This window comes from Sphingobacterium sp. Ag1 (assembly GCF_000988325.1).
Taxonomy (GTDB): Bacteria; Bacteroidota; Bacteroidia; order Sphingobacteriales; family Sphingobacteriaceae; genus Sphingobacterium.
On record NZ_LBGU01000033.1, the window covers coordinates 90,386 to 117,250 of the forward strand.

The 26,865-nt window shown below is 37.1% G+C and carries 42 protein-coding genes; 8 read left to right on the plus strand and 34 right to left on the minus strand.

Annotated elements, in window-relative coordinates; all coding sequences use genetic code 11:
- Nucleotides 1-4: 4 nt before the first annotated feature.
- From AAW12_RS08860 to AAW12_RS08985, 28 genes are all read right to left on the minus strand, one after another.
- Nucleotides 5-958, minus strand: a complete 954-nt coding sequence (locus AAW12_RS08860; RefSeq protein WP_046673257.1) for a hypothetical protein — start codon at nt 956-958, stop codon at nt 5-7.
- Nucleotides 951-1,154 (minus strand): hypothetical protein, encoded by a 204-nt coding sequence (locus AAW12_RS08865; protein WP_046673258.1) that lies wholly within the window; start codon nt 1,152-1,154, stop codon nt 951-953. Before AAW12_RS08865 ends, AAW12_RS08860 begins: the two co-directional genes overlap by 8 nt.
- A gap of 145 nt (nt 1,155-1,299) precedes the next feature.
- Nucleotides 1,300-1,647 (minus strand): hypothetical protein, encoded by a 348-nt coding sequence (locus AAW12_RS08870; protein ID WP_156167593.1) that lies wholly within the window; start codon nt 1,645-1,647, stop codon nt 1,300-1,302.
- Nucleotides 1,640-1,879, minus strand: a complete 240-nt coding sequence (locus tag AAW12_RS08875; RefSeq protein ID WP_046673260.1) for a hypothetical protein — start codon at nt 1,877-1,879, stop codon at nt 1,640-1,642. The genes AAW12_RS08870 and AAW12_RS08875 overlap by 8 nt, the downstream gene beginning before the upstream one ends.
- Nucleotides 1,880-1,884: 5 nt before the next feature.
- Nucleotides 1,885-2,094, minus strand: coding sequence for a hypothetical protein (locus AAW12_RS08880; protein WP_046673261.1), 210 nt, complete (start codon nt 2,092-2,094; stop codon nt 1,885-1,887).
- An 8-nt stretch (nt 2,095-2,102) separates the two neighbouring features.
- Nucleotides 2,103-2,354 carry a hypothetical protein gene (locus tag AAW12_RS08885; RefSeq protein ID WP_046673262.1) on the minus strand — a complete coding sequence of 84 codons (252 nt, stop codon included), beginning with the start codon at nt 2,352-2,354 and terminating at the stop codon, nt 2,103-2,105.
- Between the two features lie 80 nt (nt 2,355-2,434).
- Entirely contained in the window at nt 2,435-2,866 is a 432-nt protein-coding gene (locus tag AAW12_RS08890) for a hypothetical protein (protein WP_156167594.1), read from the minus strand.
- Between the two features lie 48 nt (nt 2,867-2,914).
- Nucleotides 2,915-3,265: a VRR-NUC domain-containing protein gene (locus tag AAW12_RS25400; RefSeq protein WP_053003590.1), complete on the minus strand. Its 351-nt coding sequence runs from the start codon at nt 3,263-3,265 to the stop codon at nt 2,915-2,917.
- Between the two features lie 462 nt (nt 3,266-3,727).
- Entirely contained in the window at nt 3,728-3,931 is a 204-nt protein-coding gene (locus AAW12_RS08905) for a hypothetical protein (RefSeq protein ID WP_046673265.1), read from the minus strand.
- Nucleotides 3,932-3,941: 10 nt separating this feature from the next.
- Complete coding sequence (locus tag AAW12_RS25405; RefSeq protein WP_053003591.1) at nt 3,942-4,601, minus strand: DUF6633 family protein; 660 nt, start codon at nt 4,599-4,601, stop codon at nt 3,942-3,944.
- Nucleotides 4,570-5,490, minus strand: coding sequence for a hypothetical protein (locus AAW12_RS25410; RefSeq protein WP_053003592.1), 921 nt, complete (start codon nt 5,488-5,490; stop codon nt 4,570-4,572). Before AAW12_RS25410 ends, AAW12_RS25405 begins: the two co-directional genes overlap by 32 nt.
- A gap of 13 nt (nt 5,491-5,503) precedes the next feature.
- Nucleotides 5,504-5,674, minus strand: a complete 171-nt coding sequence (locus tag AAW12_RS26215) for a hypothetical protein (RefSeq protein ID WP_156167595.1) — start codon at nt 5,672-5,674, stop codon at nt 5,504-5,506.
- Nucleotide 5,675: 1 nt separating this feature from the next.
- Entirely contained in the window at nt 5,676-5,963 is a 288-nt protein-coding gene (locus tag AAW12_RS08920) for a hypothetical protein (RefSeq protein ID WP_046673266.1), read from the minus strand.
- Nucleotides 5,953-6,537 (minus strand): hypothetical protein, encoded by a 585-nt coding sequence (locus AAW12_RS08925; RefSeq protein WP_046673267.1) that lies wholly within the window; start codon nt 6,535-6,537, stop codon nt 5,953-5,955. The genes AAW12_RS08920 and AAW12_RS08925 overlap by 11 nt, the downstream gene beginning before the upstream one ends.
- Nucleotides 6,530-6,946 carry a hypothetical protein gene (locus AAW12_RS08930; protein ID WP_046673268.1) on the minus strand — a complete coding sequence of 139 codons (417 nt, stop codon included), beginning with the start codon at nt 6,944-6,946 and terminating at the stop codon, nt 6,530-6,532. Before AAW12_RS08930 ends, AAW12_RS08925 begins: the two co-directional genes overlap by 8 nt.
- A gap of 249 nt (nt 6,947-7,195) precedes the next feature.
- Nucleotides 7,196-7,591 carry a hypothetical protein gene (locus AAW12_RS08935; RefSeq protein WP_046673269.1) on the minus strand — a complete coding sequence of 132 codons (396 nt, stop codon included), beginning with the start codon at nt 7,589-7,591 and terminating at the stop codon, nt 7,196-7,198.
- Nucleotides 7,588-7,914 carry a helix-turn-helix domain-containing protein gene (locus AAW12_RS08940; protein ID WP_046673270.1) on the minus strand — a complete coding sequence of 109 codons (327 nt, stop codon included), beginning with the start codon at nt 7,912-7,914 and terminating at the stop codon, nt 7,588-7,590. Before AAW12_RS08940 ends, AAW12_RS08935 begins: the two co-directional genes overlap by 4 nt.
- A gap of 1 nt (nt 7,915) precedes the next feature.
- A complete protein-coding gene (locus AAW12_RS08945) occupies nt 7,916-8,149 on the minus strand; it encodes a hypothetical protein (RefSeq protein ID WP_046673271.1) in 234 nt (77 codons plus the stop codon).
- Nucleotides 8,150-8,151: 2 nt separating this feature from the next.
- Nucleotides 8,152-8,526, minus strand: coding sequence for a DUF3127 domain-containing protein (locus AAW12_RS08950; protein ID WP_046673272.1), 375 nt, complete (start codon nt 8,524-8,526; stop codon nt 8,152-8,154).
- A 12-nt stretch (nt 8,527-8,538) separates the two neighbouring features.
- Nucleotides 8,539-8,934, minus strand: a complete 396-nt coding sequence (locus AAW12_RS08955; protein WP_046673273.1) for a hypothetical protein — start codon at nt 8,932-8,934, stop codon at nt 8,539-8,541.
- The gene (locus AAW12_RS26220) at nt 8,876-9,112 is read right to left on the minus strand and encodes a hypothetical protein (RefSeq protein ID WP_156167597.1); all 237 of its coding nucleotides are present in this window, start codon (nt 9,110-9,112) and stop codon (nt 8,876-8,878) included. Before AAW12_RS26220 ends, AAW12_RS08955 begins: the two co-directional genes overlap by 59 nt.
- Nucleotides 9,097-9,672, minus strand: coding sequence for an exonuclease domain-containing protein (locus AAW12_RS08960; protein ID WP_046673274.1), 576 nt, complete (start codon nt 9,670-9,672; stop codon nt 9,097-9,099). The genes AAW12_RS26220 and AAW12_RS08960 overlap by 16 nt, the downstream gene beginning before the upstream one ends.
- Nucleotides 9,665-10,279: a hypothetical protein gene (locus tag AAW12_RS08965; RefSeq protein WP_046673275.1), complete on the minus strand. Its 615-nt coding sequence runs from the start codon at nt 10,277-10,279 to the stop codon at nt 9,665-9,667. Before AAW12_RS08965 ends, AAW12_RS08960 begins: the two co-directional genes overlap by 8 nt.
- Nucleotides 10,272-10,745, minus strand: coding sequence for a hypothetical protein (locus AAW12_RS08970; protein WP_046673276.1), 474 nt, complete (start codon nt 10,743-10,745; stop codon nt 10,272-10,274). The genes AAW12_RS08965 and AAW12_RS08970 overlap by 8 nt, the downstream gene beginning before the upstream one ends.
- Nucleotides 10,745-11,485, minus strand: a complete 741-nt coding sequence (locus tag AAW12_RS25415; protein ID WP_156167598.1) for a hypothetical protein — start codon at nt 11,483-11,485, stop codon at nt 10,745-10,747. Before AAW12_RS25415 ends, AAW12_RS08970 begins: the two co-directional genes overlap by 1 nt.
- Before the next feature lie 194 nt (nt 11,486-11,679).
- On the minus strand, nt 11,680-11,841 hold the full coding sequence (locus tag AAW12_RS26225; protein WP_156167599.1) for a hypothetical protein: 162 nt from the start codon (nt 11,839-11,841) through the stop codon (nt 11,680-11,682).
- Nucleotides 11,822-12,145, minus strand: coding sequence for a hypothetical protein (locus AAW12_RS08980; RefSeq protein ID WP_046673277.1), 324 nt, complete (start codon nt 12,143-12,145; stop codon nt 11,822-11,824). Before AAW12_RS08980 ends, AAW12_RS26225 begins: the two co-directional genes overlap by 20 nt.
- A gap of 134 nt (nt 12,146-12,279) precedes the next feature.
- Nucleotides 12,280-12,510: a hypothetical protein gene (locus AAW12_RS08985; RefSeq protein WP_046673278.1), complete on the minus strand. Its 231-nt coding sequence runs from the start codon at nt 12,508-12,510 to the stop codon at nt 12,280-12,282.
- A gap of 140 nt (nt 12,511-12,650) precedes the next feature.
- Here AAW12_RS08985 and AAW12_RS08990 point away from each other — a divergent pair, with 140 nt between their 5' ends.
- From AAW12_RS08990 to AAW12_RS09000, 3 genes are read left to right on the plus strand one after another with little or no spacing between them, the layout of a single operon-like run.
- Nucleotides 12,651-13,451, plus strand: a complete 801-nt coding sequence (locus AAW12_RS08990) for a helix-turn-helix transcriptional regulator (RefSeq protein ID WP_046673279.1) — start codon at nt 12,651-12,653, stop codon at nt 13,449-13,451.
- Nucleotides 13,451-13,834 (plus strand): hypothetical protein, encoded by a 384-nt coding sequence (locus tag AAW12_RS08995; RefSeq protein ID WP_046673280.1) that lies wholly within the window; start codon nt 13,451-13,453, stop codon nt 13,832-13,834. Before AAW12_RS08990 ends, AAW12_RS08995 begins: the two co-directional genes overlap by 1 nt.
- Nucleotides 13,834-14,211, plus strand: coding sequence for a helix-turn-helix domain-containing protein (locus AAW12_RS09000; protein ID WP_046673281.1), 378 nt, complete (start codon nt 13,834-13,836; stop codon nt 14,209-14,211). The genes AAW12_RS08995 and AAW12_RS09000 overlap by 1 nt, the downstream gene beginning before the upstream one ends.
- A gap of 1 nt (nt 14,212) precedes the next feature.
- Here AAW12_RS09000 and AAW12_RS09005 read toward each other — a convergent pair whose 3' ends face one another.
- Nucleotides 14,213-15,496, minus strand: a complete 1,284-nt coding sequence (locus AAW12_RS09005; protein WP_046673282.1) for a phage integrase SAM-like domain-containing protein — start codon at nt 15,494-15,496, stop codon at nt 14,213-14,215.
- Between the two features lie 443 nt (nt 15,497-15,939).
- On the opposite strand from AAW12_RS09005, the gene AAW12_RS09010 reads away from it, so the two are divergent.
- On the plus strand, nt 15,940-16,404 hold the full coding sequence (locus AAW12_RS09010; protein WP_046673283.1) for a response regulator: 465 nt from the start codon (nt 15,940-15,942) through the stop codon (nt 16,402-16,404).
- 98 nt (nt 16,405-16,502) lie between these two features.
- Here AAW12_RS09010 and AAW12_RS09015 read toward each other — a convergent pair whose 3' ends face one another.
- The 5 genes from AAW12_RS09015 to AAW12_RS09035 form a co-directional block, all read right to left on the minus strand.
- Nucleotides 16,503-17,588 carry a hybrid sensor histidine kinase/response regulator gene (locus AAW12_RS09015; RefSeq protein WP_046673284.1) on the minus strand — a complete coding sequence of 362 codons (1,086 nt, stop codon included), beginning with the start codon at nt 17,586-17,588 and terminating at the stop codon, nt 16,503-16,505.
- Nucleotides 17,589-17,669: 81 nt separating this feature from the next.
- Entirely contained in the window at nt 17,670-19,820 is a 2,151-nt protein-coding gene (locus AAW12_RS09020; protein ID WP_046673285.1) for a 7TM diverse intracellular signaling domain-containing protein, read from the minus strand.
- A 9-nt stretch (nt 19,821-19,829) separates the two neighbouring features.
- Nucleotides 19,830-20,594, minus strand: a complete 765-nt coding sequence (locus AAW12_RS09025; RefSeq protein WP_046673286.1) for a methyltransferase domain-containing protein — start codon at nt 20,592-20,594, stop codon at nt 19,830-19,832.
- Nucleotides 20,594-21,403: a hypothetical protein gene (locus tag AAW12_RS09030; protein ID WP_046673320.1), complete on the minus strand. Its 810-nt coding sequence runs from the start codon at nt 21,401-21,403 to the stop codon at nt 20,594-20,596. The genes AAW12_RS09025 and AAW12_RS09030 overlap by 1 nt, the downstream gene beginning before the upstream one ends.
- 238 nt (nt 21,404-21,641) lie before the next feature.
- A complete protein-coding gene (locus tag AAW12_RS09035) occupies nt 21,642-22,976 on the minus strand; it encodes a metal-dependent hydrolase family protein (protein ID WP_046673287.1) in 1,335 nt (444 codons plus the stop codon).
- 707 nt (nt 22,977-23,683) lie between these two features.
- On the opposite strand from AAW12_RS09035, the gene AAW12_RS26480 reads away from it, so the two are divergent.
- From AAW12_RS26480 to AAW12_RS09060, 4 genes are all read left to right on the plus strand, one after another.
- A complete protein-coding gene (locus AAW12_RS26480; protein ID WP_197084001.1) occupies nt 23,684-24,046 on the plus strand; it encodes a LytTR family DNA-binding domain-containing protein in 363 nt (120 codons plus the stop codon).
- A 100-nt stretch (nt 24,047-24,146) separates the two neighbouring features.
- Nucleotides 24,147-24,929: a CPBP family intramembrane glutamic endopeptidase gene (locus AAW12_RS09045; RefSeq protein WP_046673289.1), complete on the plus strand. Its 783-nt coding sequence runs from the start codon at nt 24,147-24,149 to the stop codon at nt 24,927-24,929.
- 190 nt (nt 24,930-25,119) lie between these two features.
- A complete protein-coding gene (locus AAW12_RS09055) occupies nt 25,120-26,250 on the plus strand; it encodes an SH3 domain-containing protein (RefSeq protein ID WP_197084002.1) in 1,131 nt (376 codons plus the stop codon).
- Between the two features lie 132 nt (nt 26,251-26,382).
- Complete coding sequence (locus tag AAW12_RS09060) at nt 26,383-26,859, plus strand: hypothetical protein (RefSeq protein ID WP_046673292.1); 477 nt, start codon at nt 26,383-26,385, stop codon at nt 26,857-26,859.
- Nucleotides 26,860-26,865 lie beyond the last annotated feature (6 nt).

Below are 26,865 nucleotides of genomic sequence, written 5' to 3' on the forward strand. Positions count from 1 at the left end.
TAATTCAATAAGTTGACATCACACAGTGGCCGTGCGACATTTTGTATTCTGTTAATTGCTCGTCCGTCCAGTGTCCAAATTCTTTAATTGCTTCTTCAAGGATATCTTCCAGTGTTTTGCCTTCGCCTTTAACGCCATGGTTTTTATCGCCTTTACATTCCCACTTAACCATCTTCTTCTTTTCATAAAAGACCCATAAATAATAATCTAGCGGCATGAACCTGTATAGCCAAAGCAATTCCTGTTTTGTTATATATGGACATTTCTTGCAATTTGAGGGGAAAGGCAATTGAAACCCCATAGCTTCAGTACGATCGTGGATATCCCATCGAGCGATTGCTTCGTCGATAAGACAGTAGCATTTCTCAATACCCATTCTGAACCATAATGGTATCGGATGACTCCACTTTTTATCAAATACGCGCTGCATCTTCTTAAGTTGTTTCTTCGATGCTTTCATTACTCGTTTTTCTTCGCCATAGGCAATTCCAATAATGACTCGTATCTTGCCCTGATCTTCTGCAAATTTTTTGATGTAGTGTTTTCCCTTAGGAATCTTAGAGCCTCTGTACCCATAATATTCCTGCGCAATGTAATGGTCTAGGAAATTGTATATAACCTTTATCTTAAGGTTATCTGTGCATGACCTCGACCCAGTCATTGACATGATATTTTGATTTCTTTCAAATTGTGCAGTTAGAGATTTCCAAGTTCTAGGGTGGTATGGAGACTTGCTAAGAAAATAGAACTCAATATTATTTTCTTTACAAAGTCGTTGGATATATAAGATATGTTCATAAGTGTGGTTAAATTCATCACCAGTATCGCTGAAAACCACGATCAAACGTCCCTTTACATACTTTTCCCTGAACCACTTAAAAGTAATTATCATATAGAGGATAAAAGAGCTATCCTGCCCAGCTCCGAATGACAGCACTGTTAATTCTTGTTTACTCATTGTCTAGTCTTTTAAAGTCGGAAATACGGACAACAATCTCATTACTGCGCGAGTGGCGAGACCGAAAAGTCATCACCTCATCTATCACACGGGATAGTTCGCGAGGATCGACACGCTCTATCGATGCAGCTTCTTCCAATGTCATAGTCTCGCTGATAACAAGCTCGATTAGTTGTCCTAGTTCCTCAGTGTTCATTTCTTTTTCTTATTTTGGTGTTATGAAAAGGCATACAATTATTTACCTACTTGGAACTATTATTATGATTGCGAACGCACTCTTTTTAGTTCCCTACCTAATTGAAGAATTAGGAAAGTCGATTGGTAAATAGCTTATCTTATACCTAATCGAAATATTTGCCGCTCTTGATTAATTTCTCATCCTTCAAATAATCGAAGAATGTCCCACCATACCATTCGGAAGCCGTTATATAATCTTGGTACCGTTGCTTAGATCGCCAGTTCTTTTTTCTAAACTTTTTCAAATCGGTGCGCGATTCCAAATAGGTTATTCCGCTAGTAGGATGACATGGGTAGGTGTTATCTGTATCGTCATGGAAAACCACACCGATATAATTGCCCATATCTTTTGATATAGTCCCTTTACGGTTGCCATGCAATATGTCCTGTCCGATTTGGGCATTTAGGCCATAGTGGTTATTGATCCATTGTAGAGGCATTTCGTTATTCACCGTATACCTCCTTTCTTGCTTTTAGCATCTTTTCAGCGATGCTATATGACTCTTCATATATTTCTGCGTAGGTTCCTTTATGAGCTATAATAAGAGCGTTAAGCGCCTGTATAGCAAATTGGTCACGAAGCTGTTTTTCTTCTTCACGATTTATTTCCTCAAATCGCTTTTTATTTCTTTCAGCGCCTTGTTCCAAAAGTTCTTTTGCTCGCTGTTGAATTTCGTTATTCATTTGTTTTAAGATTTAAATTGCTGTTGTTGTTCGTTGACTCGATGTAATTCTACGCCACCACCACATATAGGGCATATATCATATTCGAAACTTCTTCCATGCCATTCTGAATATTCACCATCTTGTTCGCACTCGCTTCTATATCCTTCCCAATCACAATCAATACACATAGCCCAGTTTTTGGCTTCCTGTATTACTTCTTGCTTTGTTTTCATGGCCTACTTTACTTTAAATTGAATGGATTTGCGATAGATATATCTAGTTCCATCCAGGAATCGAACAAAAATCCAATCATATCTTTCACCTGATTGTATGAAGCATATTCTTCTTCTGTAATAACAGCCGATGAATCAAACCATAAAACTTTTTTGTCTTTGTTGGCCGGAAGCCTGTCTTTGGCTAAAACAGGACGATAGGATTTTTTAAAAATCGGCATACCAGCATAGACTACTGCTAATCTGTGATCTCTTTCCATGAGTGTTTAAATTAAAATGTGTGTGTTACTTTAATTCAAAGGTATGTACTATATTTGATATATGCAAATAATAATATATATCATTTATAAAAATGTGATATATTTTCGGTCAGCAAATAATTGTCAATCCTTCTACGGAAATCAGCATAGATACGATAATAGTGTTTGGCGCTGCTTATATAGGTGCAGTACTTCCCTTTGGATATATTAAGTGCGTCACAAAGCTGCTTTACTTCCTCTTTTTGCATCTTCTCATTTATACCATAGAAGCGATAAAATGGACAATTAAGCAGATAGAAAATAATACATATCTCCCTTTTTGACTCTACAACAGACGTTTTTATATCATTTGACTTTAGTATTGAAATAGGAGTATTTTCAAGCAATGAATATTGGTCAATGATCTTATAAACATCATATTCCCTATTCCGTTCGTCAATAAGGCGTTTGATTTCATTATCGATGTGCTGGGAAAGTTCTGGCGATATCTTTTCCAAAACTTTAAGTTTCATTAGCTTTACGAACTCCATAAAATAAAATATATCAGTGATAAAATATCGCTATACTCCGGCCATGAATTTATCCACCATTTGTATGAATTCATCAATTGTCCGGCATACAACTACCTTGTGTTTTAAATAACGCAAAATACAATGTACAGCATCTTGTTTGTCTGATGTCTTACTTCTTTTATTCAGTGTTTTCATTTCAATGAAAAGGATATCTGACCTTTTTATAACCTGTAGATCTGGAAACCCAGCTTTCAGGCCCATCTTTTTCAAATGTCCTCCAGTCCTGGAATTTCGCCTTCCCTCATTTGGAATAGAGACAATAGCTCCCAATCCTCGATTTTCGTACTTGTACTTGAACCAATCGACGCAGGCTTTCTGTAATGTTCCCTCCGCTCCCATCTATAACCTATTTAATGAAAAACCTTTCTCCTTGGCAAATATTGGATGAGCTTCGATATAATTGTGACATGATCTGCATACGGCTAAAAAATATCGCTCATTCGTAAGTAAGTTGCCTACTCGTCCCCTTTTATGATGTAAATCAGTGGACAGAATAGTACAATTAGATAATCTCGCTTGACATGTATTGTATTGCTCCATAAAGATACGCCTTTTTTTTAGATACAAAACATTTTGAGACCTCCTTTTTGCACTTTGCTTCGGAATAATATATTTCTTTTTATTACGGGAAACCGTTATTACCTTTTTTTCTTTTATTTCTTCCGTCGGTTCTAATTCTTTGGCTTCCGACTCCTTGACTTTTTTACGATTTTTCCAATAACAGAATTGGCACCGTCCGGCGATTAATCGTGTTTTATTTTGGCAGTCGGAGCATTTACCTTCCTTTGCCTTTATCATCTCCTAGTTCATTGAGATGGAAGGAATTTCACGAAGGCCTATATGTTCGCCCTGGGATTCGATTAATACACCGGATTCGAGTTTCAAGAAAATTTCCATACGCTCGGCTAAGGCTTCCTTTTGCTCCTGGTTCAATTTCAAAAAACCAGTCTTAGTGGTGATAATGCTAGGAAGTCTTTTTACTAATCTTTCTTTTAAGTTTGCCATGATGTCTATTTTAGTATTGTTGTGAATTGATTTTGTTATTTATTTTTCTTTCGACAAATGTGTCTATAGTGAAGATGGTTTCGCCTATTTTCAAAGCTCTTAGTCCTGCTTCCAGTTTGAATTTCCGCAATTTGCTACCTCGGAATAGGTTATCAAATTGTTTCATTGAACGCTGATAGAATTTTTCAGCTTCTGATAAAATCCTTGGTGGCTCAGACTTTTTTTCCTCTAATTTCCTTTTTCTGTGATCATTTACTGCCGCGTTCATCACTTCGATTACTTTTGGATGAAATGAGCCTTGGGATTGATATTTCCTTTCGTTGTGAATATTCTCTATTTCCTCAATCTTAGCGATGTTGTAAGCTTCTAAAGCTTCCAAGATGATGCTGCCATCAATACGGTCGTAAAACTTTCCATATTGCCCTCTTTTAAGCCACATGAAGAATAGTTTAATGTCTGCCAAGTTGAGGTCGGGATAGCATGCCAAAATCATCTCAATAGTTTGGGCAATTTGGCTGTCGTTCATAACCTTTCCGATATTAAGAAAGTCGAGAAGGTTCTCAAATTCCATTGCTATCGTCGATTTAGTGACAATTGGATCCGATTCACCAAGAATACCAATTGAAGGCAAATTTGAATTAATCGCTTGACGAACCGTTGTTAATTGCATCTGCGATAATTGCCCGAGCCATTTCCCCCATTCTCTTGACGCTACTAATTCGTTCTTGTCGGTCTTTACTTGCTGTAACTGTTGCTTGTTTTCCATTGTTAATATCTCTTAAAACCCAATCGTATTTAAATCCCTGCCAGCTCCTTTCTGCGCAAATCTTGACTGCTTCTGGAATTGGAAAGTTGTTTTTAGCGCATTCGTTGAAGAAAGCTTGAAGCACCGTTTGAGTGAATGTAGCTCTCTTGGCTGTGCGTACCTTAATCCAGTCTTCAACATGTTGAGGATTCGAACCAAGATCTATCAATGTCTGACGGAATTCAGGCTTCCCAAATTCCTTTTCTTTTTTAGCGGAACTTTTTTCTTTTTCGAAATCTTCATTTAATCCTAAAGTGGCATCGAAAATATTTTCTTGCGCGCCAGCGCTAAAAGAAAAATCTTCTTTCATTCTTACATTTTTTTCATTCTTATTATTCTTTACATTCTTGTTTGTGGTTACTTGTTGGTTAACCGTTGGTTGACTGTTGGTTGTTTGTTGGTTGACAGTTGGTTCATTTGCTGGTTGATCGTTTTCTGCTTCTTGGTATAAATCATAGTTAACTATAGTAATAACACTGTTTTTGTTGGTTGTTTTGATGGTTATCTCATTGGTTGATTTTAACCTATTTAACGACGTTCTAATCTGTTGTTCTGATAAGCGTAATTCAGCAGACAAAACAAGCCTTCCGGTAACAACTTCACCACGTTTTACCAATACACCTTTATAGGCTTTATCTTTATGATTAGCCTTAAGAAGGAGATGAAGGAACACAATTTTTGTGTTCGGATCGTCGTACCATTCCCAATCTAAAATACTTCTGTGTAGCTTGATCCAGCCCTGTGAATTTGACATTATATTTCCTTCTTTAATCTATCGCCGCATTATAAAATGCTGTCCATATAAATCCCCAAATAAATAAGAAAGCTGAAAAGCTTAAATCTCCATTTTTGAAGATGTTATCAATAGCAATTCCCCAAAATAGCCCTAAGATTAAAATTGTTCCAACTAAGTGAAACACAGTTTTCAATATTTTCATATCAATCTATTTTGCTTAACTTTTCTTTGCAGTACTCTGCAAATGGTTTGAAATCTTTTTGGATATACTTAGCGTTTTTATCCAAATTGTTTGAGGGATTACTTCCCCTACTTGAGCGATATTCTTGCATAAACTTATTTAGCCCTTTTAAGCTCATTACAGCGTGCCTTTGATCTTTCGGTACATTTTCCTTCAACGAATCTACAATGTAGCTTGAAGGGTACTTATTTTGGATATAATTCAGTATTCCGTTCAAAGCTGTTGCTGGGTGTCCGTATCTATATCCCATTCGCTCCCTCGCTTTCTTTTTTTAAGTGTTCGCGAATTTTCGGAAGAAATTTAGATAGCCAAACGTTTGTTTCTGGCGGATCATTTACGATAAAATACCAAGGTTCAATAGTTATTCCTTGAAGCATTTCATCCCACTCTGACTGAAACTCATGCCATCTAGTATTTTTTGGAAAATCGGGATCTAAGTCTTGCATCCGTCGAACAAAATCATTTTTATCAAAGGATGATTCTTGTACATCATTTAATTCTGTTCGAAGACTTTTATCAGCTTCCAAGTTCATGTAAAAACGCCAAGATGTTTCATTCTTAATAAAACTACGGACACTGGCCATTGTCTTTTTCATGTTTATAGGGCCATCGTCATCACTTTCGCCCAATTTTCTAATCAAATATTCGTCATTAGTTTTCAGAATGAATTTTGAAAGGTTATACCCCTGGCCCATACTACTCCAATAATATGACAGGTTAATATCCCGGTCATCATTTGAAATAATGATCTTACCTTTTCCATCCTCGTAATCTTGAAGGATTACATCCGTATAATCAATACGGAAGTGTGTGAGCTTATCCATTTTTCACCACCTTTCCTTCTAAAATGTCCGACAATTTTCCTCTTACGACTTTAGTTGACTGCCCAGTGGCAAAAGCAATTAAATTTATCACTTTAGTCATTTTCGATGCGCTTAAGCTATCAAATGAAGCTTTTTCTAAAATAGTTTCGAGGTGGTCAATATGCCGCTGTTTTGATAACAGTAAAACCGATAGTTGCTCGATCTCGGATTCTTTTTCGCGAATGATCAATGATTTGTTTTCTTCAATCTGGACGTACTTACCAAATTCTTTATCCATTGCTACCTGAAACAAGAGAGCAGCATGTTGAAATCCTTTAGCGTAATCATCGCTGTAATTGGTTTTGATGTCCTTTTTCAGGACCAGTTTTATCCTTTTGAGGATTAATGATAATTTTGATTTAATTTCCATGTGTGTGTTACTTTTTTTAAATACAAATCCCTGTACCCACGATGGTAGCATCATCTAGGGGCAAGGGATATAGTATTATCTTTTATAATAAAATGTGCTGTAAAGACAATGCTACTGCCTTTCCAGGTAATTAGTCCAAAAAGAACCTGTATGTGTTTTTATATAAAGCAAATGTATAAATCATTTTTAATATATGCAAATAGTAATATATATCATTTATAAAAATGCGATATACATTTGCTCGAAAAGTTATGCTTCCGTTGGCGCTAAACCTAATTCCTTTATAAGTTCCACTTGTCCTTGCTCCAAACCGTCCATAATCTTGTTAGCTAATTCAGCATCTAAAAGGCAAAAGAAGGAAACAACACGATCTAATACAGGGATCATATCATATTCCAATTCGTCTTGATTTATAACATTGAATTTTTTAGCCATTTCGATCTTCATTCCTTGGACCGATCGATAAATCTGTACACTAAAATTTCTTAAAGCTGCACTTTCTAAGTTTGTGTCGAATAGATTGTTTCTCCAACGATTTTCAAGCATTTGAGCAATTGATCCCATGAACTGTACATCACATAGAAGAGAATGCTTTCTTTCGGGTGATAGTTGTTGCTTAGCTGCAGGTTTCGGTATTTTTATCATCTTCTCAATCCTCTCGGTTTTTTGGTTTCAATTTTATTATAGTTTACCACATCGGACTTTCTGAAATATGTTTTTGTTCCGATTTTTTGATATGGGATCGACATATTTCTTTTCCATCTATGGATGGTATTTGGCTTCACCTTTAAATATTCGCAGACTTGTGAAATAGTCAATAGTTCGTCGATATACTCAGGTAAAGGTGGAGCTGAAGAATAGCTATCGAGCTTTATCATTACCTCTCCGAGTAACTTTCTAGTATCTAACAGCTCTTTATAAATAGCTTCGACAGCTTCCGGCAAATTGTTATGATTTATTTCGTTCATTTTAGTCTTCAATTAAGTGTCCTGGACATCCGCGGCCAAAGGGATCAAAACCTTCACATTCTTCAATTGGTAACATTTTATGTCCCAAATCTAGGTGCCTTTGTATTTCCTCTCTTGCTTCTTTATCAGATAACTTATTCCCTTCGTCATCTTCAAAAAAAGTGATCTTTCTACCTTTGTAGTTTTCGATCAACCCTACCAGGTTGACAGAAACGTGTCTCCTGAATTTTGCCATATTTAGAAAGGTAAATCGTCATCATCGCTACCAGTTAAATCGACAGGGGCCGGATAGTCGTTATAGTTCGGCTGAGTGCTTCCACCTGAAGTTTGCGAGGTTAATGGAGTAACTCTCCAGGCTACTAAAGAATTGAAATAGGTTGTTGTACCCTCTCTATTTGTCCACGGACGGCCGCGAAGATTAAAGTCAACAGATACTTCTTGACCGATCTGTAAATTATCGAATATAGTAGTTCGATCCTGAGTGGCCTGAAACGTAATGTATTCGACAAATTGGGGATTCTCTGCATAAGCGACAACCATTTCCCGTTTTTTAAAGCTTTCAGTTACTTGTTGAATAACTCCGATTTCGTGTACTTTTCCTCTAATTTCCATGTGTGTGTTACTTTATGTTGTTTGATATTTACTTTGTTCAAATTCGAGCTTTTTGTATGAAAGTATGCTTCGAAAACTTTCTATTGAGTGACTAATATTTGCAACATACCTTTCGACAATGTTCAGCATAAAAAGCTCCTCTTTTGCTAGTTCTAGGAATATGGTTTTTCGGTCAGTAGCCGTATATCCTTTGTATAAATCACTAACGAGTAAAGAAGCGATTTTTGAGTTATATAGTGCTTTCGCTGTCGCTAGGCACCAAGATGCTGTACCTTGAAGCGAAGCTAGTTCTTGAAGTTTTCCAGTTAGTTCGTCGGGATTATCTCTATCGACCTGCTCCTTGATCGCTTCACCAATCTGGGTAACCATTATGGTCAGTCTCTCTAGTTCCTTTTTGTGATTGTCCATCGTATTGGTGATTTAATTGCTTAACAATATTTGATAGTTGCCTTACGTTAGCCAGGTGAATTACTTTGTCGGTACCACCACGTAAAAGGTTTTCCATGGCGCCACGTTCGACCTTTTCCGAAAGCCTAACAGCATTATCTAATAAGCTGGAGGTACTGGCGGTTATTTGATCTGACATAATCTATAATAGCTTTCCCTAGTTAATTCCACGTCATACAAAGCATCATGCAATTTTGAGGGATCAACGACAATACCAAGTTTTTCAGCGATAGTAGAAAGTTTAAAATCTTTCATTTTCGACCTGTCATCTTTGAATTTGTCGGAAGCGATGACGCTTACATCTAAGCTATTGCCCCAAAACCAAGAGAAAAAATAATCATCGCCACATTGTTTAAACCAGGCGTTTGCGAATGGATCGTCAAAGCCAGTATTTCGGTAACCACAAAGGAAAAACTTATCTTCCTTATTGAATTTATCAACATATTTCGCCAGGATATCATAGAACTTTTTATAACCTTGATTCATTCCAATATCGTAACTTTCAAGGTCTTTGCGTGTAATGCCTGCGATAGCCAATGCTTTATCATCAATAACAGCATTTGGATTTGGCTGCATTTTAAAGTTGAAAGTCTCTTTTATTTCCCCATCAATATCGATGATTCCTGAAATTTGGTGTATACCGTTCTTCCAGTACATGACACCTGTTGTTTCCAAATCGTAAAATAGTATCTTAGCCATTTCCCCAAATTTTAGTATCAATAATTAAGTGTTTATTTTCTTGGCAGTAGTCCCAAAACAGTTCGACATTTGAAATGAATTCTTCATGAAGAGATTTTTTGTTCATGTAAGGCTCTAAATAGACATTCTCAAAATCAGTAATTAAATAGTCGAATCTCTCATTTTCTGGAAGCATCAAACCAAATGCTTTATGCTGAGAATAGTCTTGGTATTTACCAAGCTTATAATGTAAGGTAGTCTTTAGGTCAATGATCTTTTTATCCAAGGTAAAATCAGCAAATCCGCCAACTTTAAAACTACCATGAGAAAATGATACAATTTTTTCAATCCAAACTTGAATGCCGGTATAGGCTACCAGTTTGCTGACTACTTTATTTACCAAATCACCATTAAATTCAAGATCATTAAATTGATATGTTGGATTCCCTGTAAGCGTTAAATTTACACAAGACTCAAAAGCAACACCTCGTTTTGCAGAATCATCCTGTACAGTTTTAACCTTATTGATCTTATCGAACAATTCCTTTACCTTATCTTGGGGGAAACCGCCATCTTTCAAGTATAGAAAGCTGTCGATCAATGTCGGGGTTATATAGAAATTATGCATTTTTATTGTATGTTATTACTATATTAACACCCTGATGCTTGACTGGTGCTTTAATAATCTCTCCAGTTTCCTCATCTGTAAACTCTTTTGTTATTGATTTTAGGAAAGCTTCTTTACCTTTTAGCAGTTCGTCAACCTCGCGTTTTTGCTTTACCAATAAATCGTACTCTGTGTCGCCACAAGTGCTGAAATCCCAAGACGGTCGGCCAGCTCGCGTAGCAAGGGTAATAAAATGTTTTTCATAACCATGCTTTAGTTTGGTTTCATCGATCCTTTCTTTAAAATAAGGTATGATAGTTTCGACGAATTTTTCCATTTTTTTGAACGCGATAAAAAAATCAATCTCGTCGATCATGCCCTCATCTAACAGCTCAAAATAATGAGTCGCAACAAGACCAAAATCCGATTGTTTAAGTGAAAGCGCAGCTTCTACGCCTTCACATACTTTCTTTAAATTTTCGTCCATTACGCTGTCTGTTTTTGGTTTTTAGCATCAACTAATGACTTCTTTTTCGCAGTAAATTGAGAAACGAAATCACCATCTGTGTGAAGCTTTTGCACAGAGTTGAAAATTTTAGCAAGACCTTCCACGGTGGTTGTTAAATCCGCTCGTTTAAGGGCTACTAATTTTATGAAATCCAAATTGTCATGTAATGACGTGTTGTTGTTCCAAATAGTATTTAGCGATTCTAAATCAGTAGTCTTGTCAATAACTTTCTTAAGAGTTGGCGCAATACCGATAGGCACTACTTCTTCTGATTTTTGCGACTCGTTCGAACTGCCTTCGTATTTTCCACTGTGTCCCATGTATACATCGGATGCCATTCCGATCATTTTAGTTGCAACAGAAATAGCATCTGTATAAGCCATCTTTTGTGCTTCATCTGAAACATAAATACCATTCTTTTCGACAGTTGAAAACATTGATCCGCCGAAGCCTAAAATTGGCTCAGACCATTCATTTTCGTGCTTGAAAAGGAATTCTAAGGAACAATTACAAACGATCTCTTCACCTTTAGTTTGATAGGTGAAATTGACGTTTTGTATTTTCCAACCAATTCCGCAAGGGCCGAACTGTTCTGTTAGACGCATAATTCGCCATTGCGGTTTTATGTCACTCATGCCTTTGAGTCTTCCGCCAGTTATTGGCTTTAAGTATTCTTCAGGAACCTCTTTAAGGTTATCATAGATATTTAAATTTGACATGATTGACATGGGTTAAAAGTGAATAATGGTGAAAAGAATTACTACCGTAAAGAAGGCTGCAACAATGAATATTTGCAGAAGGAAATTAGTGCCTTCTTTAATGTCAGATATCCAAGCATCCGAAAGATTCAGTCGAATTGACCGTAATAAAATGATTACCTTTTTCATGTTTGTGTGTGTTACTTTTTGTGTGTTTAAACTATTTTGATATACTCTAATTTGATCTGTTCGGTATCATGGTGAGGAAAGAAATCTTCATAAATAATTTCGTGTCCATCAACGATATTGAAAAATATCACTTCGGTACCGTGGGGAACAGTCTTAAAGACCATTCCATCATACTTTGGCGAACTCATAATTTAAGATAAGTTGGTTTGCTACTTCAAGAGCCGATTGTTCCGCTTCGTCATAATTAAAAGCTTCGTCGCCTGGTCTTAATTTTCTCTCTTCGATGTTCGGCGATTCCCATCCACCTGTTATAACATCTGCACCTTGGGTTACGAAATCAACACCAACACATATAATGTCTTCCTCTTCAAAGAAGCCGTCATTATATTTAGATTGCATGACATAATAGGCTTTTAATGACGCTTTGTCAGATTCTTGGTCAATTAGAACAAAGTTCTCGTTGATTCCTTCTACAATTGTTGTATTTTTCATACCTTTGATTTGTGTTTAAACCACATCCTTTAGGGTGTGTGTTACTTTTGAAGCCCCGCTCTAACGGGGCTTTGTTGTTATTTGATACACAAAGTTACAACTTGATATTTAAAGATACAACTATAATACAACTTTTATTTTATCTTTTTTTTCTTCGGCTTTGGGTCCGTGCGCCAAACATATACCTTTTTGTCAGTTGTTTTAGTTGTAAAATAGTAATCAGGATAGTCTTTTTTAATTTTACCTATAACATTTCTTAAATAATTTTTTTTACTTAAATCAGCTTCCAAAGCCTGATTATTAAGCTCTAGACGCAAAAGAAGGTCTTTAGCGCTTTCCTTAATGGGTTTTTCTACAATATGCATAGTAGTGAATGTTGTAAAACGGTATTAATTTTGTTATATTTATGTTATACAATGTTATAAGTAGTTGTATAACAGTATTGTAAATATAACAATAATACAACTAAACTACAACTGTTAATGTGTACATATTTGATAATTAGATGTTAAAAAATCTCAAACAGGCAATTAAGGAAAAATTCGTATTTGACGCTTTAGCTGCAACAGCTCTCGGAATGGATAAAGGCAATCTTTCAAGCATGTTAAAAGAAGAGCCTAATTATTTTGATAGAATGCGGAAGGGGCGGTACGAAAAAATTAATGCTGTGTTTAGTGAGTATAACATGGATTGGTTAGCTGAAAAAGTTGGCGATGAACATAAGTATCGAGAAGGCGTAACCCAATACACTCCAAGTAAATCAAATGGCAATACCTTAGGCTACCTTCCAGATGATGAGATGCAGATTTTTGACGAAGAAGGTAACACAAAATTTTACGAGATTTCTCCTGGAGTTTACCGCATGAAGGTTCCCCTAATGGCTGAAACGGCAAAAGCGGGCTCTCTAACTGGATATGCGGACGCTGAATTTATCGAAGATCAGGAATACATTTTTACCACAGTCTATAAATATCATAAAGGTAATTACCGAGCTTTTAAGGTAATTGGCGATAGCATGGATGTCGATCGGAGAGTAACCTTTGTACATGGCGATATATTGATCGCCCGTGAAATAAAAAAAGATTTTTGGAAGTCCAGGTTTCATACACATAAATATCCATTTTATGTATTTGTAACAAAGTCGGACGGAATTATATTTAAGGAGCTGACGGCCCATGATGTGGATACCGGAATTGTGAAGCTCCATTCTCTTAATGAGGATAAGGATACTTACCCTGATTTTGAATTAAGTTTGGATGATGTGGAATACATTTTTAACGTAGTCAAAAGAGAAGTAGAAATATAATGAGCATTACTAGCATTAAAGAGCAATTGAACATTACTGAAAGTGTTATCAACTATTTAAAATCTAAACAATTTTTCGCGGACCAGGAGGACGAAATTTTCTTTGTATCGGGAAAGGATCAAAGGCCATCAAACACAAAGCTAATTTTGGTAAATACTTTATTTGCCATGAAAGATGATGATACAGGCGATATTGATGGATATCTAAACGTCAACATTCAAGATACCGATAACTTATGGATCGAGTACCTAAGTGAGCTGATAAATTTATTTTTAGATCAATCGTTAGTTGATGGGTTTAAAATTGAATATACTACCGAGCATCTATTTAAAGTTTCTGAAGAACTGTTTTTCAAAAACCTTAAATTCAAATTTTCAAAATAATGGAGGAAGAAAAAGAAGGATTAGGTTTTAAAAGTGAAGGCGCTAGGCTAATGAAATTCAGGCTTAAAATGAATTTGTCCCAAAAGGAAATGTCAAAAATCCTAGGGACATCGCAGCCTGTAATCTCTTTTATGGAAAAAGGAGAGCGGCCATTAACATTTGCTCATCTACGGATATTGCGTAAAAAATTCAATTTCAATATTAATTGGTATTGTACCGGTATGGGCGCAATGCAGTTTACGGACGAAAATAAAAGTACACTAATATCCGATGTGAGCACTATTCAAAAAGACTACGAAGATCTTTCCAAGCAATACGATCAATTAAAGAAAATCGTCTATAAGCTTGTGCAAGATGTTTATGCAAAGGATGAGTAAGCTATATACCTAGCTTATCCATCCACTCAGCGAGCAACCGCGCTTTGTCTTCGTTAGTTGCTCGTATATATTTTAAAAATGACTTTTCCGTCTTGTGACCAGTAGCTGTCATAATCAAAAGATTTGGAACGCCTAACATGAACATATTGGTTGCATAGGACCTGCGGCCGGTGTGACTACCTACAAGATCACTCATCATAACTTTTTTAGATACCCCTTCGACCTTAATGGTTATTTCCTTATCTATCTTTAAAGCCTTTGATCTGAAAATTTCTTTTATTGTTCTATTGAACTCCTGATTGCTAACGGGCTTTGGCCAATTGTTATCATATTTTTCCAATATTTCCCGAAGTTTTTTCATGATAGGGATTGTGACCCGTTCCTCGGTTTTATTTTGCTTCATCCGAAGGAAACGTTCGTCCAGGCTAAGTATCTGGAAATTGCTAAAATCTTCGAATCTCATTGCGCTGTAGCACCCAATCAAAAATAGATCCTTCACCCGATTGTATTTTCCGACAAATTCATGATTATGTAGTTTTTCAATATCTTGCATACTGATCGATATCGTGTCGGATTCATAATCAGGCTTGATAAATCGGCTCGACTTGTGACCGATCTCTTCTGTTACAAAAAACTCTCCAGCTTCATTCATGATAGCTTTGATATCGCGAATTCTAGTGGCGAAGGTACTTGTTGTCATCTTTTCAATATCAAAACACATTTTTTTGAATTTGTTATAGAATGTAAGATTTACTTCATTAAAAGGAATATTCTTGAGCTTATGCAGCTCAATATATTTTTTTAGATTATACAAAGTAGTGTCTTGGTTTTTGATTGAAGATGCCTTATACCGTTGTCCTTTTCGTGGCCCCTTAATTATTACCCTGGTACCATCCCTTCTTTCTTTGATTACCAATTCAAAATATGATATGAGATCGTGCTGAACTTCGATAGTTTCAGAATCCAGAACAATAATCTTATCCTTAAACTCCTCATCTAGTAAGCTTCGAAGAATATCCTTTGATCTAACTTTATTTGTATTGACCTGAGTCATGCAGAAAGTCATCATTTCTTCTAGAGTATCATTGACCTGGATCGCAAAACCGTAATTATTTTTGATTGGTTTTTTCTGATTGTTTTTAAAGTATTGGTTATTGTAAAACTTTTCCTCAATTCGAAAGCCAGTATAGTATTCAAGACGGTCACCAAAAAAAGAATAATAAAGATACAATTGCCCATCTCGTTCATTTTTTTTCTGCTTAAAATATATCTTCGGAATTGCCATACGTTATAATCAAATTTTTAACTGCACACAGTTAATGCACACAGTTTTTAAGGACTATAAAGATACAAATTGATACAATTAGATTTACTAAATATTTTAGCTAAATTGATTTGGAATATTGATAAGCTATTTTTTCACTAAAAAGATTGTAACAGATTTTTAAAGATATTTTCGGTTCAAACCTCAGCGGGGTCACTTGCAAAAAGCTATTTTACGTAAGTAGGATGGCTTTTTTTATTCTTAATGCAAATTGAATTATTTCCGTTTTGCAGGTATCAAATTGAAATGGTTTTTCAGTGTCGAATGCTAAAATTGTCGGACAACTAATCCATTATTTTTATCAGCTGTCACGTATTATTTCTGCTAGGAAAACATAAAACTCTTTAATCTGTTATTAATTCAGCGAATTTATTATGTAAATTTGTATTTCATACGATAAGCTTATGGAAGACAAGAAGATTTCGATATTGTACGTTGACGACGAAGAAAACAATCTGTTTTCTTTTAAAGCGACATTTCGACTAAAGTATAAAGTGTTTACGGCAATTAGTGGTGCCGATGCGATCGATATTGTCAAAAACAACCAGATACATATTATCATTACTGATCAACGGATGCCGGAAATGACCGGAGTAGAGTTTTTGGAAGAGATTATTAAGATCAATGCAGCCCCAATGCGTATCCTTTTGACGGGATATACAGACATGGCGGCTGTTGTTGATGCGGTCAATAAAGGAAAGATCTTTCATTACCTCAATAAGCCTTGGAGTGAAGAAGAGCTCGATCAAACGATTCAACGCGCTTATGATGTCTATGCTGAGCGTCAAAAGATTGTGGAGACTAATTCTCAACTTGAGACTTCAAATGATCAGTTGGAGTTTCTGCTTCGGCAAAAGCTACTTTCCTAAAAGATTATCATTTTAGGAAAGTCGACTTTTATTTAAAATGTCTGTTTGTTAGTGATACTCTTCGCTACAATCGTATAGGGTTGCCGAAAGAGAGGTGCTTATTTGCTCGGTATGACGACGGTAAAGGTTGTGCCCTGATTTGGTTGTGATTGTACCTCAATTTTCCCTTGTAGTTTTAGGAGTGCATTCTGAACATTATAGAGCCCAAATCCCATGCCCTTCGCTTGATCACTGGCTCTAAAGAATAATTTAAAGATATCTTCAACATACTCTGGAGATATGCCTATTCCGTTGTCACTCACCATAATCTTAGCTTTGCGTTCTGATACGGATACAGAAAGTTTGACGTATTGGTTTTCCTGTCCTTTACGTTGGTATTTAAAAGCATTAGAAAGAAGATTGTGCAATATTAGTTCTAGAAGCGCTTTGTCTCCGCTAAAGATTTCTTTTTGTTCCACTGAAATTTCAAAAGCAACATCTTTATTTTGCGTATACATGCTGTAAAACTGACGTATGTTGCCAAAGAGCTCTTCGAAATTTATCGCTGACAACATGAGTTCCCCTCTGCGTAAAAGATAATAGTCGCGCAGACTGTCAATATAAGCATCTAAGCTGACCAAGGAACTATCCATTAGTGATAACAACTCATGGATACGATCTATGCTGTCAAACTCTAATCCAAGTTTCACCGCAGAAAGAACCCCAGTCAATGGATCACGAAGATCATGGCTAACGCTATAAGCGAACTTATCTAATTCATCATAAGCTTTTTGTAGCTCTTGATTCTTAACCTCTAGCATAGAGTTTGCAACATAAAACTTATTGGCTTCTTCTATTGCGGAAACGATCTCTTCATTCATCCAGGGTTTTCGGACAAACCTAAAAATATGCCCCTTATTAACGGCGTCGATTACAGTTTCCATATTGGCATAAGCCGTTAAAAGAATACGGATTGGTTTTGGAAAATCTTTTTTAATGCGGTGCAAAAAATCGATGCCCATCTCATCCGGCATACGTTGGTCACAGAAGATAATACGAATATCAGGATGAGCATGAAGGATCGTTTCGGCCTCACTCGTATTGGATGCCGTATGGATAGCATAATCGTATCTAAAGTTCGCTTTAAAGCTAACCAAATTGTTTACTTCGTCATCGATATATAATATTTCAAGCTCCCTCTGCATAATTTTATTATATGGTTTTATCCCTTACAAAAGATATGAAAAAATAATAGTTAATTGAACTATTTTAAGTTTATAGTGGTATTAATTGTTTTGTTGAATTGGAATGAGGAGTGTAAAGCTTGTACCCTGTCCCACTTCTGAGTCCACAATAATTTTACCATGATGTTTCGCGATGGTATTATAGGCTATGGACATTCCCAAACCAGTACCTTCGCCAACGTCTTTTGTTGTAAAAAATGGTTCGAATATCCGCTCATGGATTTCTTTTGGAATACCTATACCATTGTCTGCGATTTTGATAAAGACGGAGGTATTATCCGCATGAACTCCGGTCTCAATCCAGATTTTACCACCAACATCGTGATTAAACTTCTTATTCACGGCGTAAATAGCATTTGTCACAATATTCAAAAAGACCTGATTGAGTTTGCCGGCATGACATTCGACCTTTGGCATATCACCATAGATCTTATCAACTTCAATCGTGTTATTTAATAAACTATTGAGGATAACCATTGTTGACTCCAACCCCTCGTTTAGATCTGCAAATTTTAATGTATCCTCGTCTACGCGCGAGAAGATCCGCAAACTCTTTACTATTTCGGCAGTCCTATGGGCCCCATCATGCATCCCTTTTAAAAGAAAATCTACCTCTGTTTTCAGATAATCAATATCCAGGTCATCTTTGAATTTTTTGATCTGCAATTGCTTTTCCGTATCGGATATCCCCTCTTTAAAAGCTATACGTTCTACCTCCTCCAGCGTTTCCCAGATCATCTTGATATCACGCTTTAATGGAGCGACATTGGATGTAACAAAGTTGATTGGGTTGTTGATCTCGTGCGCAACCCCCGCAGTCAGTTGACCAAGAGAGGCCATCTTTTCGGCTTCGACAAGTTGAGATTGTGTTTCCTTCAAGTGAGTAAGAGTGGTTTGTAGAGACTCATTGGATTCTGTTAATTCACGTGTCCGCTCATCTACTTTTTGTTCCAATACGATATTTTGCTCGCGTATCAACTTTTCGTTTTCTAATGAGATCGCTAATTCCCTGACTTGTGATGCTTCTTTCTCTTCTTTTAAGATATTGATACTATAAGCTAGACCGAAGGACAATAAAGCCATCTCCACGACAGATGCAATTTGTACGGCGTTACTCGTAAAATCGTTATATTTCAAGATGCCATAATCTTTCAATAAAAAGACGACAGAACCTAATAGTAAAATTGTCCAACCGTAAACAAAATATTTAGCCGGTTTATAGCCATTTATCATTACCCGATAGGATAAGTAAAGGACAAATAAAGACCCTGCTCCTGTTGTTAGCTGCATAACCATGAACGCTGGTTGTGTGAGATTGAGCAGTGTAAGAAGGCTACCCGCGACAAAAAGGATGATAAAAACAGTAATCACACGCCTTGACCGAGGAGCATTTTTCGGTAATTGAAGAAATGAATCTGCAAAAAGCAGGGCGCATAAGCCTGATAAACATCCGAAGATAATAGGACCTTTTGTCGCAAAATAAGTCCAATTTGGCCATAAATATTGAAAACTGTAACCTTTAATACCCATTTGTGTTATTCCTGCACAAAGAACATAAAGGACATAATACAGATACCCCCTTTCACGGACAGAAAAAAATAGGAACAAATTGTATATCGCCATAATACCGACAATACCAATATAGATGCCACTTAACAAACTGTCGTCATTCATCTCTTTTAAGAAACTGCGTTCGTTACTTAAATAGATCGGAAGAATAATCTGTTCCGTACTTTTTACGCGAAGAAAAAAGATGGTCTTCTCATTTCCGGGTAATTGGATGTCGAATGCGTAATTAGGAACCTTATATTTTCTAGCCGAAAAAGATTGATGTTCGCCCAGCTTGACCGATTTATAATGCCCATTTGATGATGGTACAAAAAGTTCGACTTCATCCAAGAGAGGGTAGGCAATTTCGAGCAAGAGTTCAAGTTTCTCTTTGCCCTTATTTGTCACAGGCAATCGGAACCAGATGTCAGTGGGTGATATGCCCAAATTGGGTACCTTGCTTCCTAACGGCTGGAAGGAGGAAGCTGAAGTATCCGCAAAGTTAGGCTCTCCTCTCCCCATATAACGCTCGAGACCATATCCGATCAATACACGCTGCGTTGGTTGATCGATAATAACCTCTCCAAAACAAGTTGAGCTGCAGGTAAAAATAAATAAGAAGATCAAGTTAAGCCAGCATTTCATCACTATATGCTATTTTTTTGCTTCGGCAATAACTAAATTCATAGAAACAAGGAAACAACCCGCTTCATCAGCTTGGTCCAATGTGTTTTGAAATTCCTCCATTTCGGCTGTGCTCAACTTCCCTTTTTCGACCATCTCCAAAAGAATTTTATCTAAGAAAAGATAGCGGTTGGCTTCTTCTTTCGAGCGGGCTACCATACAGAATGTTTGCAATTGAACTTGTTTAAAGCCTTGAGTCAATAGGTCTGAAGTTAATTTATTCCCAGCCCAGCCATTGTTGACTTTTTCTTCGGTCAAATAATGGCATATCTTAGCCTCAATACCCACATGCTTGCTGTAAAATGTCAGGCTATTCCAGATCGTCTCGACGATGACTAGGGGTTGACCTTCACGCAAAACACGGTGAACCTCAGCAAACATTTTCGGTGCTTCCGGCAGATGTTGTACAACACGTTCCATTCTGATGCCAGCAATGGAATCATCTGTAAAGCTGAGTTGATTAACTTCACCCTGAACAAAGTCGACGTTCTTTACCTCCACACTGCTTGTTTTGGCATGTTCGATTAAAGCCTTATCATGATCCAATCCAACGACAAGAACGTTATGGCCAAGCATATTGGCCAAATTGATGGCATCCATTCCAGTTCCACAACCAAGATCGACGACAACGCCTTCTTTAATCGTATTAAAAGGAGTATATGAATGTATTTTTAATTGTTTAAGAAAATCACCGGTATCCATTAAATAGCCGGCGCCATAATGTTTAGTGTCCATTACAAGATATTTAAATTACGATCATCTGGTTTGTGATCTAATGATGTATGTTTCAGGTTTTTAATAATTTCATTTAAATCCCATTGATTGAGATTCGGAATATCGATTTGATAGTGAATTTCAATCTCCTTATTCCGCAAAGTTTCTATGCGGACAATATTGGAATTATTGCGAAGCGACAAAATTGCATCTTTGTTTTCTTCATCGGCCTCAGTCAAGGTGTCTAGATTGCGCATAATCATTACCGTAGCCAGCAGATCCAGCTTCGGATAATAGAATGTGCCATTATTTCCAACGCTTGTATCAATGCGATAGCCAACACTCTCTGCTAATTTCACTGTATAAGGAGCACATAACGCAAAGAGTGATTTAATGCCAATCTGTGTGCTGATAGCAGCACCAGCCCTCGTCAAAAATATGCTGCCAATGCCATATCCAGCAATTTCCCTGGAGTTCCAAAGGCCACAACCTTCACCGGTCCCCTGTTGCGCATAATCATAAACAAGATCTAAGACTTTGGCATCCATCGCTCCCGTGGCCTGTTCAATCGGAAGTGGTTCGCTTCCTCCAGATACGTGTATACGTACTCCACCATAGACTTTATCACCATCAAGGGATTCTACGATCAGGACAAATGATGCCGGATTGTACATCCAGTCATTTTTGGAAGAAGTTACTTTTTTTACGCCTATAGCAGTTAACACATGCGCGTGTCCTTCTATGAAACGTTCACAGGTTTGGGGATCGTCGATAGCCCGAAATGCTCTTAGTCTTACTACTGGACGCCCGTCGTTGAATAATAATGCCACCGAATGCTTTGATTTATCGTTTAAACGCAAAACTAATCAATTAAATGCAAAGGTGTTTACTCTTCAAATAAATTATACCGTAATGCAACCGCCTGCACCATGTGATGGTAAAATTGTTTGATTCCTTTTTCACCTTGACGAGCCAAAATAGACCGTTTTAACTGATGTCATCGAAAATACATTTTATCATCTTAAGATGCGGTATTTTCGAGATACAATAAATTTAGCCATGTAAATATTAATGCTTCTGGAGGCTATTTTTATGAATCTGACCGTCTTTCATGATTAACAAGAAGTTTTTTTCCGGATCTGCCAATAGTTTTAAATTCTTAAGCGGATCTCCGTCTACGAGGATCAGATCTGCTAATGCTCCTTCTTCTACTGTTCCCAGCTTGCCAGGATAAGGACTTCTTAACCCCGAAAGCTGCAGAAGTTCACCGTTGTCTTGGGTAATCATTTTAATGATCTCAGCATTTGTAAACCACTTTTGAAGGCGCAAAATAAAAGCATTCTGCATTTTGTTCAGTTCCGGTTCAAAAAGGAAGTCTGTCCCCCAAGCCAGCTTTACTCCATATTTTTTAGCCATAGGCCATACTCTTTCCTGACCTTCAATAACAGGTTTACGCTTGATTCTTCGTTGTGGATCCATATCGGGTGTATCTTCCACTAGGTTTTGTAAACTAAGCCAGATATTCTTTTCTGCGATTAGCTGCAAAGTTTCTTCGTCGAGCAATTGTCCATGTTCTATACATTTTACACCAGCTTCGATCGCTCTTCGAATTGCTCTTGGCGTATACGCGTGTACGGTCACATAAGTTCCCCAGTCTTCGGCTGCCTCTACCGCTGCTTTCATTTCGTCTAACGTATATTGAGTAACATCCACAGGATCATATGCTGAAGAAGTTCCTCCTCCTGCCATGAGTTTAATTTGACTTGCCCCGAATCGCAGATTCTCTCGTACTGCCGTCAGGACCTCATCACGACCATCGGCGATGAATGTTGCTCCATATCGCTCCGCACGGGAGACAATGCCGAAAAAACGGCGCGATTTTTCCGCCGGTGTCCGAAAATCTCCATGTCCCGCAGTTTGACTGATAACAGCACCAGAAGGCCATATTCTAGGCCCCAAAAGCTTACCCTTGTCAATCGCTGCTTTTAATGGAAATATAGGACCACCGACATCACGTACACTTGTAAAACCCCGCATTAACATCTGTTGCGCCGAGAGCCCCACCGTGTTGATCAAGAATTCCTCAGATAATTCATTTGTCATCATTTGAGGCATTGTCAAAGCGCCAAATACCAAATGGACATGGACATCAATCAATCCGGGCATTAGGGTTTTGCCTTTAGCGTCAATTCTAACGATATTCTTAGCTCGCGCGTCAATAGGAGATGTACTAATGGTCTGAATCGTGTTCCCGTTTATCAAAACATGTTTTGCTGCAGTTAACGTTTGAGTTGTATAGTCAAGCAGTTTAACATTTTCTATTAAAATTTGCTTTTCCTGTGCTTGGACAACAAGGATAAAAGTCGAACAAAAAAATAAAGTAAGTAGTTGACCTAAACGCATAGCTTGGAGAATTACGTTAATATATAATATGACAAATCAATTTTAATTCCAGCGGCCTAATATATGCTTGAAAAAATATCTTCTAAGTTAAATTATAAATTCAATATATTTCACTTTTTTCGCTATAAATTTTTGTTCTCTCTACCTTTTTTGAAGAAGTCTTTATTACTGTACGCTTTTAATTACAAGAAAAACGCTAAATTTATGCAATCATGATCTATAAAAAACCTGTTCTAAGTTATTTAAATAGCATAATTCCCGAAATTGTCTCCATAAGAGAGCTGTTCATATATGCCTTCTTACTCGGCTTATCAGCGTATGTATTCCTGCTGGTTTTTCAGCCATTTGGAACGTATAATTTTGAGCATGCCCATAAATTTAGCTTGTTATCTGGATACGGGGTTATATTATCCTTTGCATACGTCTTAATTTCTATCCTCTTACGTAAAAAAAGGGGAACGGTTGGGATAGAACTAATTCGTATTTTTCTTGTGTTCCTATTATCAAGTTTTTTAAATTTTGTCTATCATGGTTGGATCATCAATAAAGCCCCTTTGCAGTGGGATAACCTCCCCTATATTGGATGCTATACGCTTTCACTTTACAGCCCTATCGCTACGATTTATTTTTTGCTTCGAGTTGATAAGCGTCATTCACATCATAAAAAAAATAACTCGCCGATTGGAAGTCTTTCGATAAAGCCGGCTATGATATTGAGCCAAGGGAATGACTGCCATTTGGCCATGGTCGATATTCCCAATGGTAGTCAACCTTTGAAGTTGCTGCCAAGCGATTTTATTTTTGCGAAATCGATGGATAATTATTGCATGATCTATTTTAGGATGGATGGTGCGGTGAAGAAGCGGCTGGTGCGAATTACGTTAAGTCGCTTGTCTGAACTGTTCAATACAAAGTCTATTCACCGATGTCATCGGTCCTTTCTTGTCAACTTTGAAAAAATCATTGTAAAGGAAGGGAATGCCAAGGGCTTTTTGTTACGTTTTGCAGATACCGAAGATTGTGCTGTTATTTCGAGGTCTGCTTTGAAATCCGTTAGCCCCTACTTATAGGGCAGACCACCCACGCTATGGTCAATCATCCCTAAATCTTGCCATACGCCACATAACTTTGTATACTCATCGTTAAGGGCATAATTTTGCTCAAAAAAAGATGAACACAAAAAGTTTAAACCTACTGGTATTATTTCTTTTCTTCGGAATATACTTTATCCTTGATTATTTGTTTTTTGCAATACTGCAATCCATGATAGGCAACTATGTCCACAGTAGATTTTTGGGGCATGTACTGACGTATGCAATTAGCCTTATACCACTGCTTTTAGGGGCAATGCTACTTAAACCGAAAGGGCAGAATGAATTCTTGGAAAAATTTGGGTTAAAAGGCTCTTTTTTACAGGGGCTTTCTTTTGGAATTATAGCCACCTTACCCATGTTCTTGGGGTATGCCATTGTTTTTACCTTAAATCGCAAAATAGATCCAAATGCGCTATTAATAAATAGTGTGTCATCGGGTTTTTTTGAAGAAGTGATCTTTCGTGCCTATTTTTTTGGTTTAGTTTTTCGCTATACGCGACTAGGTTTTATTCCATCCATTTTAGCCACCTCATTCCTTTTTGCTATACTGCATCTTTATCAGAGTCAGGATTTCGTAGAATTGACCCTGATTTTTTGTACGACTTTCTTCGGCTCTATCCTATTTTCGTGGTTGTATGCCGAATGGAGTTTTAATCTTTGGATACCGATAGCACTTCATGTTTTGATGAATTCGGCATGGATGATTTTTGATGTTGCAGACAATGCTGCAGGAAATGGATGGAGCAATTTTTTCCGCTTCTTGACCATCTTTATCGCTATCATTAATACCATTGTGCATGCACGGAAGTCAGAGGCCGGTTTACAAATTAAAGGGAAAAATTTATGGCTAAGAGACTAAAAATTCCTCAGGTTTTTAACGAGCCTTTGTGGCTATAGATATCCTATTCAAAGGATCTCGTTCAAATTTGGAATGAGCTTTAGATTTTACCTCGCTAAAACTGTGAACCTTTGGATAATCGTATTGGCTCTCGGAGAACCCCTGAAAACCAGTATTTTTTTTTGGCATGGGAATCGCTACCTTGACCTTTATGAATAGACAACTATTTTCACCCCTATCTTTATTCCTTGGAGCAACATTATTCATGGGAATCTTGAGCTGTGGTCACAATACGAGGGTTAATAATACAGATTTAAAGGATTCTTCTGAACTTAAAACCATTGCCGTGAAGGATACGATGAATGCTGCTAAATTTCCTCCTTTGCCGATTGACTATGACAAGACAAAGGTTTTAAAAAACACCTATGTTGTTGATCGTGCTGGAGTCGAACTTAGACAAGGTGCAGATGGAGCGGCTCCGCTATTAGGAAAATATCCCTATGGCACCAAGCTGGATGTGATCGGTGAAGAAGGAGAATGGGTTGCTGTCATGGACCGTATACAGCGCGATTACAAAGGGGAAAATGGCGAAACAGGTGATATTACACGATGGGAAAAAGTGTATGTAGCGAAGTCCAGGCTGGGGAAACAGGATCAGATTACAATTTCCCCCAGAGATTTAAATTCAATCGTCTCACTTACTATAAATGGTAAAGAAATGTATTATGAAAAGGGGCATTCTTTAGATAAGTATCTCCAGTTAGAGTTGATTGATAAGCAAACGTTCCTAGCCGCTCAGAATACGGCCAAAAATTATTTGATCAAGGATACCCTGTCTTATCCTAAAAACGGAAAGATCTTGGAATTGCCTTTGACCAATGGGAAAAAGTTAACTTTTACGGATAAGGATATCGATAATGAATTGGAAGCCAGTTATTCTTATAAAGGACATTATGATTTTCTAAATGCTTTTGCCGTTGATGGGAATTACTGGGAAAGTGCTGATGTGCGACTTTTTGATAAACGGGATGGTCATCTAATTGTGGAATGTGGGGATTACCCCTACTTTTCTGCCGATAAAAATTATCTGATGACTTTGCACGCCGATCCATATGAATCGACAGGTGACTTGCAGCTCTTCCACGTGAAACAAGGAAAGGTGACGCCGATGCTTTTTGTTAGTTTTAAAGAGTGGATGCCAACCTGGAAAGAGGAATTGATGTTTTGGGGCAACGATGGATGTATATATACTGCTGCCAACCATATTGATGGCTATTGGGGCGATGAAGGATCGTTGAACGAACGATCACAGTTTATCCGAATCAAGATATTACCTTATTAAAGACCGGCCTAAACTATACTTTTGTTCATCAACTGTGTGTATATATTTACTGTTTTTCTGTCTTAAGTAAAACTATTCTGGTATGCACCTGTTGTATTCCATAAAATAGATTATAGTTTGTAATTTAGCTGGATGAAACTAAGAATATTATCGTTATTTACTATCCTTTTTCTCTTTACTACGTTGTCTAAAGCACAAGATAAGCCCTGGAAACAACATAATAAATGGATCTGGGGTCCTTCAGTTGGCTATCAGTATCAAAATGGCAATTTTCTGAAAGTTTCGGGCTGGGGCTTATTTGCACCTAATGATTTTCAATATATGAAAATTGATGCCGGAGCTAATTTCAGCTGGATGGAAGGTAAAACGACGGTTATTCCAGAGCTGGGATTTACTTACTATCTAAATGATTTTGTTCTTTTCCCTTTTGTGAAAGCAGAGTTAACACCTTACACCATAACGCCAAAAGTGGGGGCCAGTCTATTCTCCATTGTGGATCTGGGAATAGGTTATGGATTTGATTATAATACGAAGAAAAATTTTAAGCCGATTGACGGAATTACCGTTTCAGTGGGGGTAAATATTCCGCTCAATTTTCATATTTATTAATTGGAA